Genomic DNA, 18,890 nt, shown 5'->3' with positions numbered 1-18,890 from the left:
CTAGCCGATCCCGCGGTTTTGTCAAGCCGGCCGCCGGACAGGCCGGCCAATTTATTTGCGTAACTTTATTTCGGCCTGCCCCAGGGGCCACCAGACGAGCCGCCGGAACCGGAGGAGGCCTCCGGTGGCACCGGCGGCGGCTCGGCGGTTTTCGCCGTCGGACGGCGGTCGATCGGGAAGCCGAGGCCGCGCAGATAGATCAGCACTTCGGCCTCGAGCAGTTCGTCCGGCGACATCGGCAGCTTGCGCCGCGCGGCATCGCCACGGGAGAACAGCGAGGCCACGCCGTGCGACATCGACCAGATGTGGAGCGCCATCATCATCGCCGGCGGCCGCGGCGTGCCCGGCGGCGTCAACGCCGCGAGGCGCTCGGCGGCGGCGCGAATGACGCCAAAAGCGCGCTCGCCCGCCGCCATCAGCGCCGGATTGGCGTCGACCGGCAGGCCGGATTCGAACATCGCGGAATAGAAAGCGGGCTCTTCTCGCGCGAAGGCGAGATAGGTTTTCCCGACGCGCTCGAACGCCGTGACGGTGTCCGGGCGGCCATCGTCCCAGGCCGCGGTCAGGCGCGCCTCGAACTGTTCGAAGCCGCGCTGGGCAATCGAGGAAAGCAGCTCGTCGCGGTCGCGAAAATGCCGGTAGGGTGCGGCCGGGCTGACGCCGGCCATCCGCGCTGCATCTGCAAAGGTGAAGCCGGCCGCGCCCTTCTCGGCGATCAGCCCCAGCGCCGCCTGGAGCAACGCCTCCTTCAGATTGCCGTGGTGATAGCCGCGCTCAGCGCGGCGCTGCTCCTTGCGCCAGCTCATGTGAACGACTTTTACATGAGCTGGGCGCGAAGGTCACTAGCGCGGGCAGGGATTTGACCAGCCCGTATTTCCCCGGAACGAGACTAGCCGCCCGGGATCGGCAGCACCGGCATGATCTCGACCCGCTCGCCCGGGAAGATCGCAAAGTGCGGATGGTTCTCGAACATCCTTGCCGCGGCCTCGTGCGAGGCGGCGCGAACCACGGTGAAGGCGCCCATCTCGTTGGCGATGTCGGCGACGCCCCTGGCATCGACCTTCTTGGTCTTGCCGAGCGGGCCGCCCATGGCCTGGATCGCGCCCTGGTGCTTTTCGACCCAGGCGTGCCACGCCGCCATGCCTTCCTTCCCCTTCGCCTTGCGTTCGGCTTCCGGCAGCGCATTCCAGGCAGCCATCTTCGCGCTCTCCTTGCTGCCGAGGAAGACGGCGAGATAGGTGTCGTTGCTCATCGGTCGTTTCTCCTCTTTTTGATGGACGATGGATTGACGAAGCCGCGACATCGGCCGCGGCCGTCCCGGCTACTTTTTCAGGCTGTCAAAGCCGGCCGCCGCCTCCTGTACTTCAGGCGAGAAGTCGGCCATCTCCTGCACCTGTCGGATTTCGATGATTTCGTTGGGCGATGCCGGGCACCTCTTCGCCCAGGCGATCGCTTCCTCACGCGAATTGACCTCGATCATCCAGTAACCGCCCAAGACTTCCTTGGACTCGGCGAAGGGGCCGTCGGTCACGATCGGCTCGCCGGTCGCAAACGAGACGCGGGCGCCCGTCGAGGGCGGATGCAAACCGTCGAGCGTGATCAGAACGCCGGCGTCCCTGAGCGCTTCGTTGTAGCGCATCATGGCGGCGACGCGCTCGGGATCGAGTTGCACGTCCTTCGGCGCGGTCTCGTAGCCGAGCGGGATCATCAGCATCATGAATCGCATGGGGGACTTCCGTTCTTCTTTAGAGGGCTCAGTCACTGGCGCTCCTAGATAAGACGAACCGCATTCTGCGGTCCCGACACGCCGGTGGAAATTATTCTGCAGGTAAGAGCTTGGCGGGCTAGGCCTGCTGCCGCAGGAAAGCGCCGTTTTGATAGGTCGCGCCAAAATAGACGTCAATCCGGGCGATCCGGTCGCCCGCGAAGGTCACGAACTCCGTGTTGCGGAAGCTCTTGCCATCTGTTGCCAAACAGCGGTAGGTGACGAAGGCCTCGTCGCCCTGGACGAAGATGCGCTCGATGTCGTGGCGCGCGATCCACCCGGTGTCCCTCCAGCAGCGGTCGAAGTAAGCCTGCTTGTCGAGATTGTCGTCGAAGGGACTGGTGAAGCGGAAGCTGTCGGCGAGCGCGTTGGCCACGCGATGTCGGTCATTGGCGAGATAGGCGGAAAACAGATCCTTGATGAGGCTCTCGCGATCGGCGGGCATCGTCATACTCCCGATGTTTCATGGAAGACGAGCGAGCCAGGCCGCGCCCGACATTAGCGATCCCAGCGCCGCGTCATCTCGCTCGCGCCGTCAGGCAGCGCCTCGAAGATCGGTGCGGCCAGCACGGCATGGACGTGCAGGGTCACTGTTCCCAGGTTGCGGAACCCGTGCTTGCGCCCCGCGGGCACCAGCACCGACTGGCCAGCGCTGACCCTTGCGCGCGTTTCCTCGAGCCAGATCTCGGCCTCGCCCTCCCGCACCGTCAGCACCTCCTCGACGAGATGGCTGTGCGTCGGCGCACCGGCGCCGGGGGCAACCCACTGCTCGAAGATGCAGAGCGCGGTGGCGCCGGTACGGGCCGAAACCAGCATGCGGGTCTTGACGCCCGGCCGCCACTCTTCCAGCGCGGATGGATCGGAGGGCTGCATGCGGAGGCCTTTCTCGCCGGGACCAAGGCACAGTAAAAGACGCGAAGCGGCCATGCCCCTTGGCGGCCGGTGTTTCGGACACAGGACAGAGTAGCAGATGACTTCGAGCCCGCCAAAAGTTGCCCTCGTCACCGGAGCCGCGCGCGGCATCGGGCTTGCGACAGCCAAGAAATTCCTCGCAGAGGGCTGGCACGTGGCGCTGCTCGACATCGAGGGCGAATTGCTGGCGCATGCTGTCGCCGCGATCGGCCGGGGCGAGGAGACGCTGGCGCTGACTTGCGATATCTCCGACAGCGCGGCGGTCGGTGCGGCGATGAAGACGGTCGAACAGCGTTTCGGCCGGCTCGATGCGCTCGTCAACAATGCCGGCATTGCAGTGTTCGCGCCGCTGATGGAGACATCGGATGGGGACTGGACCCGTGTGCTCGAGGTCAACCTCACCGGCCCGTTCATCAGCACCAAGGCCGCGGTGCCCTTGATGCGCGAAGCCGGCGGCGGCGCCATCGTCAACATCACTTCGATTTCGGCGGTGCGCGCCTCGACGCTGCGCTCGGCCTACGGAACCAGCAAGGCGGGGCTCGCGCATTTGACGAAGCAACTCGCGGTCGAGCTGGCCGGACTCAACATCCGCGTCAACGCCGTCGCGCCCGGACCGGTCGATACCGCGATGGCCAAAGAGGTGCACACGCCGGAGATCCGCGCCGACTATCACGATGCCATTCCGCTCAACCGCTATGGCCTGGAAGAGGAACTCGCGGAGGCAATCTTTTTCCTGTGCTCGGATCGATCGAGCTACATCACCGGCCAAATTTTGGCCGTCGATGGCGGCTTCGATGCAGCAGGCATCGGCCTGCCAACGCTGCGCGGGCAGCGGCGGAATGGGTAAGCGCAAGCGCTGCAGGGTGGGCGAAGTTTGCCCACCATCTCTCCAGGTTTGCGGTTCCTGGTGGTGGGCACGGCGCTGACGCGCCTTCGCCCACCGTGCGATATCGAACGTGTGGAGAGTGCTATGCGACGCGCTGCTTTCGTTGAATCCGCGATGCTAGCGGCCGCGCTTCTCGCTGCCACACCCGCCCTTGCCGAGATCCGTATCATCCAGTCTCCGGGCGGCCAGGTCGGGCCATTCCTCGAACTGTTCGAAAGAGTGCGCGAGTCCGGTGAGCGCGTGGTCATCGACGGGCCCTGCCTGTCCGCCTGCACGCTGGTGCTGAGTCTCGTGCCGGGCGAGCGCATCTGCGTCACCAGGCGCGCGGTATTCGGCTTTCACGCCGCCCGCTCGGTCGACCGGCGCGGCCGCTTCTATGCCGAGCCGGAGGCCTCCGAAGCCGTGCTCGCCGCCTACCCGGCGCCAGTGCGCGACTGGATCCGAAGCCGCGGCGGATTGAGCTCGCGGCTCTTGCTGTTGAAGGGCCGCGAACTCGCTGCCATCTATCCGCGCTGTAGCTAGCCGCTTACATCCCTTCGGCCGGGCAGTTCACCATCCAGGGGATGCCGAACTGGTCGACGCACATGCCAAAGCCCTTGGCCCAGAACGTCTTGCTGAAGGGCATGGTGACGGTGCCGCCATCGGCGAGCGCGTTGAACTTGCGTTCGGCATCGGCGACGTTGGTGATCGTCAGCGAGATCGCGAAGCCCTGCGGCTTCTGCGAATGCTCCGGCGGCGCGTCGGAGGCCATCAGGACGCTGCCATCGGGAAGCGACATGCGCGCGTGCATGATGGTCTTTTCGCGGCCGGGTGCAGCCGGCATATCCGGCGGGGCATCGGAGGCGCGCAGCATCGCCTCGACCTTTCCACCGAGCGCGCGCGCATAATAGTTGAACGCGGCTTCGCACTTGTCCTGGTAGAACAGGTATGGGTTGAGCATGCTTCTCTCCTTGAGGTTGAGGTTTCTACTTCTCGGTGAGCTTCTTCAGATTGGCGAGGCCGGTCTCGAAATCCTTGCCGATCATGTTGTCCATGTTGACGAACACCTGCATCAGCTTGGACAGGAACGGGGCCGGACCGTACATCGCCCATGTGACCAGTGTTGCACCGCCTTGCGGCACAAACGTGAACTCGGCGATGTTGTGACCTTCGAACGGCCGCTCGAAATCGAGCTTGATACGAAGTTTCGATGGCATGTTCGCTTCGAGAATTTCCATGCGTCCGGCGCCGATGTCCTTGTTCCCGTCCCAGGCATAGGTCGCGCCCTTGCCCTGCGTGGTGCCGCCGAAGCTACGCTTCATGTCGGGATCGCGCCCTTCGTAGGGCGACCAGCTCGTCCAACGGCGGAAATCGGCGATGAAGGGGTAGATGGCATCGGCCGGCGCCTTGACGGCGAGCGCGCGTTCCACGCGAAACGTGTCCGGTTTGGTAGCCGCGAAGACGAGAATGCCGGCGATCCCGGCGGCAAGCACAATGGCGATGATGGCAACGGCTTTCAGCATGACTGGCTCCCTTCGATTGGCCTAAGGACGAAGGAGGCATCGCGGGACCGACAGACGCCGACGATTTTTTCGGCACGCTGCGCATCACAGGTAGTGGGAGCTTGGCCCTATTTCGCCTTCGCCCCCTCCTTGGGCGCCTTCGGCTGGCTGTCCCTGATCAGGCGATCGAGATGCATGCGGATGTGGGCCGCCTCGGCCGAGGTGTTGGCGAGCGCAATCGCACGATCGAAGGCGATGCGGGCTTCGTCGTTGCGGCCGAGCTGCATCAGAAAGGCGCCGCGCACGCCGTAGAAGTGGAAATAGTTGGCAAGCTTCGGCGCGAGCGGCTCGATCAGAGCAAGCGCCGCTTCCGGCCCTCGCACCTTGGAAACCGCGACCGCGCGGTTGAGTGTCACCACCGGAGAGGGCTGCACGAGCTCGAGTGCGCCATAGAGCAGATCGATCTGCGCCCAGTCGGTCTCCTCGGGCATCGTCGCACGGGCGTGCAGCGCCGCGATCGCCGCCTGGATCTGATAGGGCCCGCTACTACGATGGCGCATTGCCTTGTCGATCAACGCGAGCCCCTCTGCGATCATGGTGCCGCTCCACAGCGAGCGATCCTGATCCTCGAGCAGGATCAGCGAGCCGTCGGCTGCAAAGCGCGCAGCGCTGCGTGCATGCTGCAACAGCAATAGCGCGGCCAGCCCCATGATCTCCGGCTCACCTGGAAACAGCCGCAACAGCAGCCGTGCCAGCCGGATCGCCTCCTCACATAACGGCTTGCGGATCTCGGCGGTGTCGCCGCTCGCCGAATAGCCTTCGTTGAAGATCAGGTAGATCATCGCGGCAACGCCGGCGAGCCGCTCGGCGCGCTCGACCGCGCCGGGCGCCTCGAACGGCACACCGGCATCCGCGATCTTCGCCTTGGCGCGCGTGATGCGCTGCTCCATCGCGGCTTCCGAGACCAGGAAGGCGCGCGCGATCTGCTTCACGGTGAGGCCGGAGACGATACGCAGCGCGAGCGCGATCTGCTGCGTCGCCGGCAGGTCCGGATGGCAGCAGATGAACATCAGCCGCAAGATGTCGTCGCGATAATGCGAGCCGTCGAGCCGCTCGGCAAGCGCACCCTCGGCATCGCCGAGATCGGAGATCGCCTGATCGTCCTCCGGCAGCGGCTCCTGCTTGCGCGCGCGGCGAACCTCGTCGATCGCGACATTGCGGCCGACCATGATCAGCCAGGCCGCGGGATCGCGCGGCGGTCCGTTCTGCGGCCAGGTCTTCAGCGCGCGCAGGCACGCGTTCTGGAACGCTTCTTCCGCGGTATCGAGGTCGCGGAAATAGCGCAGCAGCGCGCCCACCGCCTGGGGCCGCGCCGAGGTCAGCGCGGTCTCGATCCAGACCGCGTCGGTCTCGCTCACGTCAAACTCCCTCCCGGCCTGAACACGCCGACGGGACGCACCTCATAGGCGCCGCCGGGATTGGCTGCGCCCAGCTCGCGCGCCACGTCGAGCGCGTCGTCGAGATTCTTGCAATCGACGATGTAGAAGCCGAGCAGCTGCTCCTTGGTCTCGGCATAGGGACCGTCCAGCACCAGCGGCGGATCCTCCTTCCGCAGGGTCGCGGCCGCCGTGGTCGGCAGGAGCCGCGCGACGGGACCGAGCCGCTTCTGCTTGGTGAGCTTGTCCTGCACCACGGCGAGCTTCTTCATCACGGCCTCGTCCTGCTCCTTGCTCCAGGAGCCGACAAAGTCCTCGTCGTGGTAACAAAGGATGGCATAGAGCATGGGCGCGTCCTGTTTTGTCATCTTGAAGACGATGCACTATGCCTCGCCCCGACACCAATTGCGGAAATTTTTTGCGAGAAATGTCCGCGAGTTCGTGCCAAGGAGAGCCGTTAACGGGAACTCTATGAGACATTTCGAATGACCAAAGGCGCACTGGCACTCCTGATCAACAACAGCTCGCAGAATTGGTTGCCGGAGCGCTGGAAAGCCCGCTTTGAGGCGGTCTGCGGCGGCCGTCCGGTCGTGCTGTTGCCCAATGGCGAGGTCGATCCGGTCGAGGTGCACTATGCCGCGGTGTGGAAGCCGGTTCCAGGCGAGCTCAAGGCCTTTCCGAACCTGCGCGCGATCTTCAATCTCGGCGCCGGTGTCGACGCGCTGATAGCGGACAAGAGCCTGCCGGACGTGCCGCTGGTCCGCGTCGCGGTGCCCGATCTCACCGGACGCATGACCGAATATGTCGTGCTGCATGTGCTGATGCATCACCGGCAGGAGCCTTACCTGCGGCAGTCGCAGCGCGAGAAACTCTGGGAGCCGAAATATCAGTGGCCGTCGAGCGCGATCACGGTCGGGATCATGGGGCTCGGCACGTTGGGGACGGATGCTGCCGACGTGCTGCGCCGGCTCGGCTTCCGCGTGGTCGGCTGGAGCCGCAGTCCGCGGAACGTCGATGGCGTGGAGTCCTTTCACGGTGGAGGCCAGATGGACGCGTTCCTGCGCGCGACCGACATTCTGGTCTGCCTGTTGCCGCTGACGCCACAGACGCATGGCATCCTCAACCGCGAGGTCTTTACCAAGCTCAACCGCAACAGCCCGCTCGGCGCGCCGGTCCTGATCAATGCCGGGCGCGGCGGCCTGCAGAACGAGGACGATATTCTGGCCTGTGTCGACGACCGCACGCTCGGCGCCGCCTCGCTCGACGTGTTCGTCGAGGAGCCGCTGCCGGCGGCGAGCCGCCTCTGGAGCCATCCGAAGGTGATGGTGACGCCGCACAATGCGGCCGATACCGATGCGGACGCAATCTCGGCCTACGTCGCGGAGCAGATCGCGCGTTTCGAGGCCGGCGTCGCGCTGGAGAATGTGGTGGACCGGACGCGTGGGTATTGAAGCGTCGGCCGACCCGGCGCGCTCGCGTTAGCGGCGCGCGCCGAAAGCCAGCGGCGATGCGCCGGGCGGCAGTGGCGAATTGATGTCGCTGTCGACCAATCCGGACGACTGCTGGGTGAAGCTCGCGCCGAACGACAGGCTGAGATTCGACGTCGGGCGGAATTCGATCCCCGCATTCGCACGATAGCCGCCAGGCAGCGTCCCCGAGGTGGAATCGAAGGGCGCGAGCGGACCACCGGCGCCAAGATTGTATTTCAAGCTGTCGAAGCCGGTATAGATCGTAACCGGTGCATTCGCGAAGTTGTAGCCGAACCTTACGCCCTCGGACGAAAGCGAGCCGTAATTGCCGAACGCCCTCGCCTGATCAAAGCCATCCATGCTCCACGACGTGCTGCCGCGCGAGCTGCTGAGAAACCAGCCTCTAGGAAACTTGGACTGCGGATCGCTCGCCTCGAAACTCGGATTGTCACCCCAGCCCATCAGCCAGCCCGAGTTCATGTAGGGCACCGGGGCAGCCTGGGCATGGGCCGTTCGCCCGCCCAGACAGAGCGTCACCAGGACCAATGAGAGAGACAGACTGCGTAGGAAAATCAGCATCCGTGAGACTTCCAGGTACCCTGAAAGTATACGCGCCGGACGTCGTGAACGCCAGAACCGCCGCAGCCCGGTTCAGAGATCGACCACGATATAGGCGTCCTCGACCGTGACGGGATATTGTGCTGGAGAGCGAGGCACGGCCTGTAGAGCCCTTCCCCGTTCACCCTCTCATACTGCGGAATCCATCACGGACACGAACGCGGCGAGTCGCTTCTTTCAACAACACGGTCCCTGGTCATGGCTTCGCCGGGACGACGCCGGGGAAACTGCTCGCTTGTCCGGGAGGATGGAGTTAGCCTTTCGCCCCAACCATCACATCGATCGCGCCCTTCACGATCGCATCGAGCTCCTTGCGCGGGACGCGGGCGCGGGAACGGATGGCGATGGTGTGGATGGTGGCCGAGGCGAGCTGCGCCAGCACGACCGGATCGGCGCTGTCGGGCAGCTCGCCCTTGTCCTTGGCGCGGCGGAAGCAATTGGCGAAGGCCTTGTCGAGCTCGGACAGGCCATCCAGCACCATGGCGCGAATGTCGGGATCGGCCACGGCTTCGGAGGCCGCGGTCACCACCGTGAAGCAGCCGCGCGGACCGGTTTCGCCGGAGAGATAGATGGCGAGCGCAGAGGCGAAGATGCGCTCCAGCCGTTCGCGCAGCGGCAGCTCCGCACGAAAGATCTCGACCATCGCCGCGCGCGCCTCTTCGCGGTAGCGCCTATAACTCTTGATGTAGAGCTCGCGCTTGTCGCCGAAGGCGCCGTAGAGGCTCGGCCGGTTCATGCCGGTCGCCTCACTGAGATCGTCGAGCGAGGTTGCGGCAAATCCCTGGGTGCGGAACAGGTCGAGCGCCTTGCCGAGCGCGATGTCGGGCTCATAGGCGCGCGGCCGGCCGCGGCGCTTCGGCGCCTCGGATGCCGCGACAGGCGGTCTTTTTGATTTTTGTACCATTTCGCAAAATAATCCTTGACCGCATTTATATTATGCAGAACAGTACAAAAATCAATCCGGCCGGGTTGCGACGCAAGGTCAAAAGATACCACGCCCCAAGGAGGCACCCCATGGATCTTTATTTCTCGCCGCTCGCCTGCTCGATGGCGACCCGCGTCGCGCTGTACGAAGCCGGCGCCGAGGCGAACTATCTCGAGGTCGATTCACCGACCAAGACCGTGCTGAAGGACGGCTCCGACTTCCGCGCCGTGAACCCGATCGGCCTGGTGCCGACATTGCGCACCGACGAAGGCGTGGTGCTGACGGAGAACGCAGCGATCTTGCAGTATGTCGCGGACCGCTTTCCGCAATCCAGCCTCGGCACCGGACCGGGCATCGACCGCACACGGCTGCATCAATGGCTCTGCTTCATTGGCACTGAACTGCACAAGGGACTGTTCATTCCCGTGCTCGATCGCAAGTCGCCGCAGGAGAGCAAGGCCTACGCGCTGGAGAAGAACCTGTCGCGACTTGATTATGTCGACAATCACCTGAAGGGCCGCGAGTTCCTGCTCGACCACTTCACCGTCGCCGACGCCTATCTCGTCACGGTGATCAATTGGACCATGGCGACCCCGCCGATCGAGCTGGCGAAATGGCCGAATCTGAAGGCCTATTACGAGCGCCTCAAGCAGCGCCCTTCGATCGCGAAGGCGATCGCTGAGGAGTTCGAACTGTACAAGGCTGAGCAGGCCCGGCGGAAGGCGGCAGCCTAAGTCACATCAATCAACAGATCGTCCCGGCCATGGCCGGGACGATCACGTGCGGCGAGAAAAATAGTGCCGACTGCGAAGGAAGGCGATGCTGGTCTCGATGCTGCGCAGCGTCGATCGTCTGCCGTTGCGGCGGGTCCAACCACGGACAGACGACGAAGCGGCTGCCGAGCGAATGAGCTATATCGAACGACGATGCGGTCTTGTCCCGCAGGTCGATGTAGTCGAGATGCAGTGACGGGGCGGCGAGGCCGGGGCTGCGCAAGAGCGCGCTTGTGCGCCTGACGTCAGGGCCGATAATATCTGCGAACTCCACCTCGCGGTAGCCGAGGCGGACAACCTTGCGGAGGGTGCCTTCGAAGTCGCTCTTCAGGAGGTCGCGGACCGTATAGAGCTGGAGACCGATCTTGCGCTTCTCGTCGCCGGTTGCCGGGGCCGCGCCAATGGCCGCCGCGGCAGCGAGACATCGGAGTATGTCGCGCCTGCTGAGCGGCGGGCCTCCGAGGCCGAGACGCACGGCTATTTCGGTGCATCGAGGACGATACCGTAGCGACGATAGATCCGATCGATCGTGCCGTCGCCTCGCAAGCGGTCGATCGCCGCATCGATCGCGTCGCGCAACGCATCGTCCGGGCGGACCATGCCGACGGCGACGTTCCAGTTGAGATTGGTCACGCTCTCGTCGCGATCGAGGATCCGAACCGGCTTCTCGGGATGCGTGAGGTTGAAATAGCTCGCCGCTGTCGGCGTGACCGCGGCAGCGTCGAGCTCATTGTTCGACAGGGCGTCAAGGCTGTCGCTCTCGAAGCCGAAGGTCGAGGTCGGCACCCGCCGCTGGCCGATGATCATGGCGGCCACGGAGCCGACCTGCACGCCGACCTTGGTGTGCTCGTTCAGGCTCTTGAACGAGGTGAGCGCGCTGGACGATGGCACGGCCAGCGCAACGCCCGTGCGGTAATACGGCTTCGATATGCGCAGACGGGTCTCGCCTTGCGCCTCACGGTCGGCGATGACATCGAGAAGGACATCGCAGGCGGCGCTGCGCATCTGATATTGGGTGATGATCCAGTCGAGCCTGAGCGAGACGCCGAGCTCGCGCGCCAGTGCCTGTCCCAATTCGACCTGAAATCCGGGCGGATCGCCGGCCTTGCTGGCGAAGGGAAGCGAGTTGGGGTTGGCGCACAGCCCGAGCTCGCCGGAGGAGCGGATCGCTTCCAGGGGTCGCGCCTGCGCCGGCGGAGATAGTGCGACGGCGGCACCGATCATGAGCGAGAGGATCATCTTCATTCCGAAGGCCTCGTGTGGATGGGATCGGGCTCGTCGCGGCTCAGCCCTGGCGCGGCTTCAGGGCGCGAATGTACGTGACGATCTGATCGATCTGCGCGTCGGTCAGAGCGCCGTCGAAGGCCGGCATCGCGCCTTGCTTGCCGTGCTTGATGCGGTTGCGAATGAAATCGTCGTCTCGCTGCGTGTTCATCAGTTGCGGACCCCTGCCGGGGGCCCGGCCGCCGTCGGAGTGACAAAAGCCGCAAGTACCCGCGAACAACTGCTCGACATCCAACGTCTCGCTATCCGGAGCAGGTGTGGGAGATTGCGCCTGCATCGCGGCGGCACCCAACAATGATGCGACCAGCACTGCCACCGGCAATGCGGCCATTCTGGTCACAAACGGTTTCAAGGCGTCTCGCTCCAGTTCCTAAACCGGCACTTCAACGGACCGAGGAGCAGGCTTGCCCCGCTCCCCGGCAGCTCGTTTCGCGACGAGACTATTTCAGGCTGTAGACGATCAGCGCTCCGTCGTCGCGCGGCATGCTCTTGTAGACGCCGCCGAAGTTCGGCGCGTAGTCGTCCGACAACATGCCGCCAAAGCCGGCCGTCACCGCGATGTATTGCTTGCCGTTCGCGGTGTAGCTGATGATGCCGCCCTGGTGACCGGTGCCGTCGGAGTGGTTCCACAACTCCGCCCCGTTCTCGGCATCGTAGGCGTGGAGGATCCCACGGGAGTCAGGTACGAACACGAGATTGCCCGCAGTCGACAGCACGCTGCCGAGCGGCGGCTCGGGATAACGCACCTCCCATTTCTTCGCTCCCGTGATGGGATCGCGCGCGTCGAGATGGCCATAGATCTCGCCGCCCGGAGGAGGCGCCATTTTGAAATCGGCGCCAATGTTGAGCTGGGCCTGGGGTGTGGTGACCGGAGTCGTCTTCTGGACGTCCAGCGTCATGCACCATTCCTGGCCGAGCTTGTAGTAGAGACCCGTTTTCGGGTCGTACGAGCCGGAGTTCCAGCTGATCCCGCCACCAATATATGGGCACAGCGGCGGTTCGGTGACCTTGCCGACGGAAAAGTCGCGACGGCCGATCAGCTCGCCCGTCTTCGGGTCGATCGTCTTGACGAAGTTGATATTCTGGACGAGCGGCCAGACATTCTTCAGGCCAAGATTGCGGTCGTAGACGAAGACGAAGCCGCCCTTGTTCGGATGAACGACGTATTTCTGGCCGTCGCGCTCGAGCATCACGAACTCGCCGACCGCGCTGTCGAAGTCCCAGGCGTCGTGCGGCAGCTCCTGATGATAGAACTTCAGCTTGCCGGTATCGATGTCGAGGCCGATCACCGAGCTCGTGTAGAGATTGTCGCCGGGACGCGCGCCCTGCGTCTTGAAGTCTGGGCCCGACCAGTCGTAGAGCGGGGCCGGATTCGCCGTACCCCACAGGACGGTGTTGGTCTCGGAATCGTAGGTGCCGGGCATCCAGCCGCCGCCGCCGCCGGTGCGCCAGGAATCGTTGCCCCAGGTCTTCATGGCATCATCGGTACCGGCGACCGTGAGGAACTCCCACTTCTTTTTGCCCGTCGCCGCGTCCACGGCGAAGATCGGACCGCGGCCCGGCCACTCTCCGCCCTGCGCGCCGATGATCACGGTGCCCTTCGCATAGAGCGGCGCACCGGTGAAGCCGACCGTGAGTTTCTGCGAATCGATCAGCTTGGTTTCCCAGAGAACCTTGCCCGTCTTCGCATCCAGCCCGAACAGGCGGCCGTCCATCGTGCCGACGAAGACCTTCCCCTCGCCGAGTGCGACGCCGCGATTGTACGGCGAATGAGTCTGGCGCGCGATCAGCGCCTCGTCGAGTTCGGGGAAATAGGACCAGATCACTTCGCCGGTCGCGCCATTGAGCGCGAACACCCGGCTGTAGGACCCCGTGTAGTAGAGCACGCCGTCGGCGGCGACCGGCATCGATTGCAGGCCGCGGGTGGAGCGACCGGGAATGTGAATCCAGGCCACGCTCAGATTGCCGACATTGCCCGCGTTGATCTGCGACAGCGGGCTGTAGTGATAGGACTTGTAGGAACCGTGATAGGTCAGCCAGTCGTTCTGGCCGGCAGCCTCGATGCGCGCAGTGTCCACGGTTTGAGCCAGGGCCGACGACACGGTGAGTGTCGCACCAACGACAAGAGGCAGACCAGAATAGCACCACCACGTCTTCATGTGCAGTTCCTCCCGATTGTGTGTTTCTTGACAGCGTCTTACGAACGTCCATGCGACGGACGCTTGCAGCCCGGTTCGGTGTCGGTTGGTCTCCTTCAGATGAGTCGGTACCAGCTTTCCATCTCTCTCGGCGCCATCGCTCAAGGAGGTTGGTCTGTTGGATTGGCTGCTGCTCCCGCTCGCGGGCATAGAGTACGCCGGATCGCGCGGAGTTCAATCAAGGAATTTCGTGGAACACGAATGTGGAATGTCAGCTGCGCTGACTATTCAGTGCAATGCATCCCGACGCAGACGACTGTTCGTGCTCGCCTCACAGCAGGAAGGCAAGCGCAGCTTCGCAGCGCTCTTCGACCTTCAGCGTCAACAGATCGTCCGCGCGAGTGCGTCCGAGGTTGACGGCAGCAATCGGAATGCTTTTGCGCGCTGCCATCTGTACGAAGCGAAAGCCGGAATAGACCATCAGCGACGAGCCGACGATCAGCATGGCGTCGGCCTGCTCCAGATGTTCTTGCGCGGATGCAACGACCTCGCGCGGCACGCTCTCGCCGAAGAACACGACATCGGGCTTGAGGATGCCACCGCAGGATTGGCAAGCCGGCACGTTGAACGACGAAAAATCGTCGTGCTCGAGATCGGCATCGCCGTCGGGCGCATCCGCGGCCTCGAACGAGAGCCAGGCCGCATTCGCGCGGGCGAGGGAGCGCTGGAACGCATCGCGCGGTGTCTTCTCGCCACAGCCCATGCAGCGGACGAGATCGAGCCGGCCGTGCAGATCGATCACCTGGCGGTGGCCTGCGGACTGATGCAACCGGTCGACGTTCTGGGTCAGCAGCATCTCGCACTGCCCATTCGCCTCGAGGCGAGCCAGCGCATGATGCGCGTCGTTCGGCATGGCCTGGCCGAACCGCCGCCAGCCGATCAGGCTGCGCGCCCAATATCGCTGCCGCGTGCGCGTATCACCCATGAAGGCCTGGTAGTTGACCGGCTGGGTTCGCTTCCAATTGCCGTGGTCGTCGCGATAATCGGGAATGCCGGAATTGGTGCTGCAGCCTGCCCCGGTCAGAACGAAGAGACGCTGGTAGCGGCCGACGAAATCTTCGAGCGGACGTTTTGCCATGGCCAGGCATGTAGTCTGCTTCGATCGCCTTTGCCAGATGGGGGAGCGCGTGATGTGGCCGGCGAGCCGATCGTCGACGCCGTCGAGGAGGCGGCAAAGATGTTCTTCGGCATCATCCGCATCGTCGTGCGCGTCGCCCCGATCGGCGCGTTCGGCGCGTTCGGCGCGATGGCATTCACCGTGGGAGCCTATGGCCTCGGCTCGCTGCTCAACCTCGGCATCACGTCCTCGAGCCCGTAGATCGTGGCAGCATTGTCCGCGGACACCAGTCCGCTCTCGACGTCCTCCCGCACGCTGGTCCGTTCGCGCTCCCGGGGATCGCCGATGCCGGCGCCGCCCGGCGTCAGCACCACAAGGCGGTCTTCCGGCGGCACCTGCTGAAAGCCCTTGCCGCGCAGTTTTTGGCCGGACTTCAAGCCGACATAGCCGGCCTCGCCATCACGGCCGCCATCGTGGCCGCGCGGCGGATGATCGATGCGATCGAACGCCGCCAGAATGTCGAACGGCGCGTCGACACCGCTGCCGACCTCGATGATCTGGCCGAGACCGCCGCGCGTGCGACCCGCGCCGCCGGAATCCGGGCGCAGCTCCTTGCGCCAGAAGATCAGCGGCGTCTGCGTCTCCGCGATCTCGACCGGCGTGCCGCGCACCCCGCTCGGATAGGCGGTTGCCGACAGCCCGTCCTTGGCAAATCGCGCGCCAGTGCCGCCATTGCTGGTCACCGCCATCGAGAACCCGTAATTGCCGCCGGCACCGCTGCGCGTCTGTCCGCGCACGTTGAGGTTCCACAGGCATGAGGTGCCTTCGGCCGGCACGCGCTCGGGGATGATATGGCGAAGGCAGCCGAACACGACGTCGGGCAGCATCTGGCCGATCACGTGGCGCGAGGCCACCGGCGCCGGCTTCGGCGCATTGAGGATCGCGCCCGATGGCGCCGACACCGTCAGCGGCGAGAGCGAGCCGGCATTGTTTGGAATCTCCGAGGCGACGACGCAGCCGAGGCCGAACACCGTGTAGGCGGTGGTGTAGGAGAGCGGCACGTTGATGCCGAACTTCGAGGCCGGCGAGGTGCCGGTGAAATCGACGTGAATGCCGTTCTCCGAGATCGTCAGCATCGCCGATAGCGTCACCGGCGCGTCATAGCCGTCGACGATCATGGTGTTGCGCCAGCTTCCCTTCGGCAGCTTCGCGATCTCGGAAAGCACGGCCTCCCGCGAGCGGTCGCAGATGTAGTCGCCGAGTTCGTCGAGCGTGTCGATGCCGAACTCGGTCATCATCTCGACCAGGCGCTCGCAGCCGACATCGTTGCAACCGGCGAGCGAATAGGTGTCCCCCTCGGTATCGATCGGCAGCCGCGTGTTGGTGCGGATCATCGCCATCAGCGTCTTGTTGACGACGCCCTGGTCGATCAGCTTCAGCATGGGGATGTAGAGCCCCTCCATGAAGACGTCGGTGGCATCAGGGCCGAAGCCGATGCCGCCGATGTCCATGAGGTGGCTCGTGCAGGAGAACAGCGCGACCAGCTTGCCGTTCTTGAAGCAGGGCGTGGTGACGACGAAGTCGTTGAGATGGCCGGTGCCCATCCAGGGATCGTTGGTGATGTAGGCGTCGCCCTCCTCCATCGTCTCCAGCGGAAAATGCGCGATGAAGTGCTTGACCGATTCCGCCATCGAGTTGACGTGCCCCGGCGTGCCCGTCACGGCCTGCGCCAGCATGCGGCCCCTGAGGTCGAACACGCCGGCAGAGAGATCGCCGCATTCGCGCACGATCGGGCTGAAGGCGGTGCGGAGCAGCACCTGCGCCTGCTCCTCGACCACCGCGATCAGCCGGTGCCACATGATCTGAAGATCGATCAGGCTTGTGCTTGCGCTACTCATGGTTACGCCGCCTTCCGTTCCATGACGATGCTGCCGGCACCGTCAATGTGGGCGTCAAAACTCGTCGAGACGAAAGTCGAGGTCTCGTCTTCAGCGATCACGGCGGGGCCGGCGATGGTCGCGCCGGGCGCCATGTCCTCGCGGCGGTACAAGGGGATTTCGACCAGGCGCCCTGCCCTTCCGTCGAAGAATTTGCGGCTGCCGGATGCCTTGCCGGCCGGCTTGCGCGCCACCGCATCGACGATCGGCGGATTGCGCGGCTCGGTGGCAGCCAACACCGACCAGCTCAGCACCTCGATCGCAGCGCCCGGGATCGGACGCTCGAACATCGCCGCGTAATCGGTCTCGAAGGATTTTCGCAAGCCCACGAGGTCGGCCGTGGTCAGCGGCCGGTTCGGCAGCTCGACCGTGATCTCGTGGCCCTGGCCGACATAGCGCATGAAGGCGGCGCGGCGCTCACGCACCGGCGCGCCGGCAGCACCGGGCTCGACCAGCGCGCGCGCCTCGGTCGCCATCTCATGCAAGAGATCGGAGACCGCCGCGGTATCGAAATCGTCAAGCCGGACATGGCGGCTGCGCACGAGCTCATAGGCGATGGGCGCGGCCAGAAATCCGACGGCCGAGCCGACGCCGGCATTCGACGGCACGATCACCCGGGAGACGCCGATCTTCTCGGCAACGCGCGCCGCATGCAGCGGCGCGGCGCCGCCGAAGGCGATCAACGTATGCTGGCCAACCACCGCGCCACGCTCGACCGCGTGCACGCGCGCCGCGCTCGCCATGTTCTCGCAGACGACCTCGTGCACCGCGTAGGCGGCATTCTCCGCCGAGAGGCCCAGCGCCTCACCGACGTCGTGCAGCAGCGCCCGTTTCGACAGATCAGGGTGGAGCTTGATCGTGCCACCGGCAAAGGCGTCGGGATCGATCATGCCAAGCGCGACGTCCGCATCGGTCACGGCGGGACGGGTGCCGCCGCGGCCATAGCAGGCCGGGCCCGGCTCAGACGACGCACTCTCGGGACCGACGGTGACGCGTTTCATGGCGTCGATCCGCGCGATCGAGCCGCCGCCGGCGCCGATCTCGACCATCTCGATCACGGGAATGCGCACCGGCAGACCCGAGCCTTTCAGGAAGCGCGCGGCACGATCGACCTCGAACACGCGCGAGGTCTCCGGCTGATAGTTTTCGATCAGGCAGATTTTTGCCGTCGTGCCGCCCATGTCGAAGGAGAGCACCTTGGTCTCCCCTGACCGTGCCGCGATCTGCGCCGCGAAGATCGCCCCGCCTGCGGGACCGGATTCGACCAGGCGCACCGGAAAGCGCCGCGCCGTTTCGATCGAGGTGACGCCGCCGCCGGAGGTGACGAGGTAGATCGCGCCGCGGAACTGCTCGACCTCCAGCGCCTCGGCCATGCGCACAAGATAGCCGTCGATCAAAGGCTGCACATAGGCATTGGCGACCGCGGTCGAGGTACGCTCATATTCGCGGATCTCGGGACACACCGCCGAAGACATCGTCACGGAGATGCCGGGCATCTCCTGCGCGAGAATCGCGGCCGTGCGCCGCTCATGCTCGGGATTGGCATAGGAATGCAGGAAGGCGATGGCAACGCTTTCGACATTCAGGGCACGCAATCTCGGCGCCAGCGCGCGCACAGCGGCCTCATCCAGCGGCAGCCGCACCGCACCATGCGCGTCGACGCGCTCGGGAACGGTGAAGCGCAGGGAACGCGGCGCCAGCGGCTTCGGCTTGTCGATGGTGAGATCATATTGATCGTAGCGGCTCTCGGTGCCGATATCGAGCACGTCGCGAAAACCTTCGGTCGCGATCAGCGCGGTTTTCGCGCCGCGGCGCTCAATGATGGCGTTGGTCGCCAGCGTCGTGCCGTGGATGAAGACATCGATATCACTGATATGCGCACGCGCGTCGCTGAGAATAAGACGAATGCCGTCGAGCACCGCCTGCTCGGGACGCGCCGGCGTCGTCAGCACCTTCCGCGTCTTGCGATCCAAACCCACGTCCAGCACGATATCGGTGAACGTTCCTCCGATATCAACGGCAAGCCGTACTTCGGCTCCCTCACGCATTCCAAATGTCTCCGTGCTGATCGACAGGCTGGGCTCGAATGTTCAGCAATTTGTATGCCAGCGAATGCATCGATGGCAATGCGCCGCGCGATTTTGCCGAG

The 18,890-nt window shown here is 64.7% G+C and carries 22 protein-coding genes and 1 pseudogene; 5 read left to right on the top strand and 18 right to left on the bottom strand.

Annotated features, from left to right (window positions below):
* Positions 1-65: 65 nt before the first annotated feature.
* The 5 genes from QA640_RS05235 to QA640_RS05215 form a co-directional block, all read right to left on the bottom strand.
* A complete protein-coding gene (locus QA640_RS05235) occupies positions 66-806 on the bottom strand; it encodes a TetR/AcrR family transcriptional regulator (protein WP_283039678.1) in 741 nt (246 codons plus the stop codon).
* An 83-nt stretch (positions 807-889) separates the two neighbouring features.
* Entirely contained in the window at positions 890-1,252 is a 363-nt protein-coding gene (locus QA640_RS05230) for a hypothetical protein (protein ID WP_283039677.1), read from the bottom strand.
* Positions 1,253-1,321: 69 nt separating this feature from the next.
* The gene (locus QA640_RS05225) at positions 1,322-1,726 is read right to left on the bottom strand and encodes a YciI family protein (RefSeq protein ID WP_283039676.1); all 405 of its coding nucleotides are present in this window, start codon (positions 1,724-1,726) and stop codon (positions 1,322-1,324) included.
* 118 nt (positions 1,727-1,844) lie between these two features.
* Positions 1,845-2,210, bottom strand: a complete 366-nt coding sequence (locus tag QA640_RS05220; protein WP_283039675.1) for a nuclear transport factor 2 family protein — start codon at positions 2,208-2,210, stop codon at positions 1,845-1,847.
* 53 nt (positions 2,211-2,263) lie between these two features.
* The gene (locus tag QA640_RS05215) at positions 2,264-2,638 is read right to left on the bottom strand and encodes a cupin domain-containing protein (protein ID WP_283039674.1); all 375 of its coding nucleotides are present in this window, start codon (positions 2,636-2,638) and stop codon (positions 2,264-2,266) included.
* 97 nt (positions 2,639-2,735) lie between these two features.
* Here QA640_RS05215 and QA640_RS05210 point away from each other — a divergent pair, with 97 nt between their 5' ends.
* Both QA640_RS05210 and QA640_RS05205 read left to right on the top strand, forming a co-directional pair.
* A complete protein-coding gene (locus QA640_RS05210; RefSeq protein ID WP_283039673.1) occupies positions 2,736-3,524 on the top strand; it encodes an SDR family oxidoreductase in 789 nt (262 codons plus the stop codon).
* Positions 3,525-3,647: 123 nt separating this feature from the next.
* Positions 3,648-4,085: a hypothetical protein gene (locus QA640_RS05205; protein WP_283039672.1), complete on the top strand. Its 438-nt coding sequence runs from the start codon at positions 3,648-3,650 to the stop codon at positions 4,083-4,085.
* Between the two features lie 4 nt (positions 4,086-4,089).
* On the opposite strand, the gene QA640_RS05200 is transcribed toward QA640_RS05205, so the two are convergent.
* The 4 genes from QA640_RS05200 to QA640_RS05185 all read right to left on the bottom strand — a co-directional run bounded on the left by QA640_RS05200 (position 4,090) and on the right by QA640_RS05185 (position 6,827).
* On the bottom strand, positions 4,090-4,503 hold the full coding sequence (locus QA640_RS05200) for a VOC family protein (protein WP_283039671.1): 414 nt from the start codon (positions 4,501-4,503) through the stop codon (positions 4,090-4,092).
* Between the two features lie 25 nt (positions 4,504-4,528).
* The gene (locus tag QA640_RS05195; RefSeq protein WP_283039670.1) at positions 4,529-5,065 is read right to left on the bottom strand and encodes an SRPBCC family protein; all 537 of its coding nucleotides are present in this window, start codon (positions 5,063-5,065) and stop codon (positions 4,529-4,531) included.
* A gap of 107 nt (positions 5,066-5,172) precedes the next feature.
* Entirely contained in the window at positions 5,173-6,462 is a 1,290-nt protein-coding gene (locus QA640_RS05190) for an RNA polymerase sigma factor (RefSeq protein ID WP_283039669.1), read from the bottom strand.
* Positions 6,459-6,827 (bottom strand): YciI family protein, encoded by a 369-nt coding sequence (locus QA640_RS05185; RefSeq protein WP_283039668.1) that lies wholly within the window; start codon positions 6,825-6,827, stop codon positions 6,459-6,461. The genes QA640_RS05190 and QA640_RS05185 overlap by 4 nt, the downstream gene beginning before the upstream one ends.
* A gap of 138 nt (positions 6,828-6,965) precedes the next feature.
* Here QA640_RS05185 and QA640_RS05180 point away from each other — a divergent pair, with 138 nt between their 5' ends.
* Complete coding sequence (locus tag QA640_RS05180) at positions 6,966-7,931, top strand: glyoxylate/hydroxypyruvate reductase A (RefSeq protein ID WP_283039667.1); 966 nt, start codon at positions 6,966-6,968, stop codon at positions 7,929-7,931.
* Positions 7,932-7,958: 27 nt separating this feature from the next.
* Here QA640_RS05180 and QA640_RS05175 read toward each other — a convergent pair whose 3' ends face one another.
* Positions 7,959-8,528 (bottom strand): hypothetical protein, encoded by a 570-nt coding sequence (locus tag QA640_RS05175; RefSeq protein ID WP_283039666.1) that lies wholly within the window; start codon positions 8,526-8,528, stop codon positions 7,959-7,961.
* 292 nt (positions 8,529-8,820) lie between these two features.
* Positions 8,821-9,471, bottom strand: coding sequence for a TetR/AcrR family transcriptional regulator (locus QA640_RS05170; protein ID WP_283039665.1), 651 nt, complete (start codon positions 9,469-9,471; stop codon positions 8,821-8,823).
* A 110-nt stretch (positions 9,472-9,581) separates the two neighbouring features.
* On the opposite strand from QA640_RS05170, the gene QA640_RS05165 reads away from it, so the two are divergent.
* Complete coding sequence (locus QA640_RS05165) at positions 9,582-10,226, top strand: glutathione binding-like protein (protein WP_283039664.1); 645 nt, start codon at positions 9,582-9,584, stop codon at positions 10,224-10,226.
* A 10-nt stretch (positions 10,227-10,236) separates the two neighbouring features.
* On the opposite strand, the gene QA640_RS05160 is transcribed toward QA640_RS05165, so the two are convergent.
* The 5 genes from QA640_RS05160 to QA640_RS05140 form a co-directional block, all read right to left on the bottom strand.
* Positions 10,237-10,740: a hypothetical protein gene (locus QA640_RS05160; RefSeq protein WP_283039663.1), complete on the bottom strand. Its 504-nt coding sequence runs from the start codon at positions 10,738-10,740 to the stop codon at positions 10,237-10,239.
* Between the two features lie 2 nt (positions 10,741-10,742).
* A complete protein-coding gene (locus QA640_RS05155) occupies positions 10,743-11,510 on the bottom strand; it encodes a transporter substrate-binding domain-containing protein (RefSeq protein ID WP_283039662.1) in 768 nt (255 codons plus the stop codon).
* Positions 11,511-11,550: 40 nt separating this feature from the next.
* Positions 11,551-11,901: a cytochrome c gene (locus QA640_RS05150; protein WP_283039661.1), complete on the bottom strand. Its 351-nt coding sequence runs from the start codon at positions 11,899-11,901 to the stop codon at positions 11,551-11,553.
* A gap of 88 nt (positions 11,902-11,989) precedes the next feature.
* Entirely contained in the window at positions 11,990-13,708 is a 1,719-nt protein-coding gene (locus tag QA640_RS05145; RefSeq protein ID WP_283039660.1) for a PQQ-binding-like beta-propeller repeat protein, read from the bottom strand.
* 310 nt (positions 13,709-14,018) lie between these two features.
* Positions 14,019-14,864, bottom strand: coding sequence for an NAD-dependent protein deacetylase (locus QA640_RS05140; protein WP_283042727.1), 846 nt, complete (start codon positions 14,862-14,864; stop codon positions 14,019-14,021).
* An 18-nt stretch (positions 14,865-14,882) separates the two neighbouring features.
* On the opposite strand from QA640_RS05140, the pseudogene QA640_RS05135 reads away from it, so the two are divergent.
* Positions 14,883-15,041 (top strand): annotated as a pseudogene (locus QA640_RS05135) (cation:dicarboxylase symporter family transporter); the annotation flags it as partial.
* On the opposite strand, the gene QA640_RS05130 reads toward QA640_RS05135, so the two are convergent.
* The gene (locus QA640_RS05130) at positions 15,014-16,702 is read right to left on the bottom strand and encodes a hydantoinase B/oxoprolinase family protein (protein ID WP_283039659.1); all 1,689 of its coding nucleotides are present in this window, start codon (positions 16,700-16,702) and stop codon (positions 15,014-15,016) included. The pseudogene QA640_RS05135 and the gene QA640_RS05130 overlap by 28 nt on opposite strands.
* A 2-nt stretch (positions 16,703-16,704) precedes the next feature.
* Complete coding sequence (locus QA640_RS05125; RefSeq protein WP_283039658.1) at positions 16,705-18,789, bottom strand: hydantoinase/oxoprolinase family protein; 2,085 nt, start codon at positions 18,787-18,789, stop codon at positions 16,705-16,707.
* Positions 18,790-18,890 lie beyond the last annotated feature (101 nt).

This window comes from Bradyrhizobium sp. CB82 (genome assembly GCF_029714405.1).
In the GTDB taxonomy this organism is placed as follows: Bacteria; Pseudomonadota; Alphaproteobacteria; order Rhizobiales; family Xanthobacteraceae; genus Bradyrhizobium.
The sequence above is the reverse complement of the archived record's forward strand: the minus strand, read 5'-3'. Positions and strand labels throughout refer to the sequence as shown.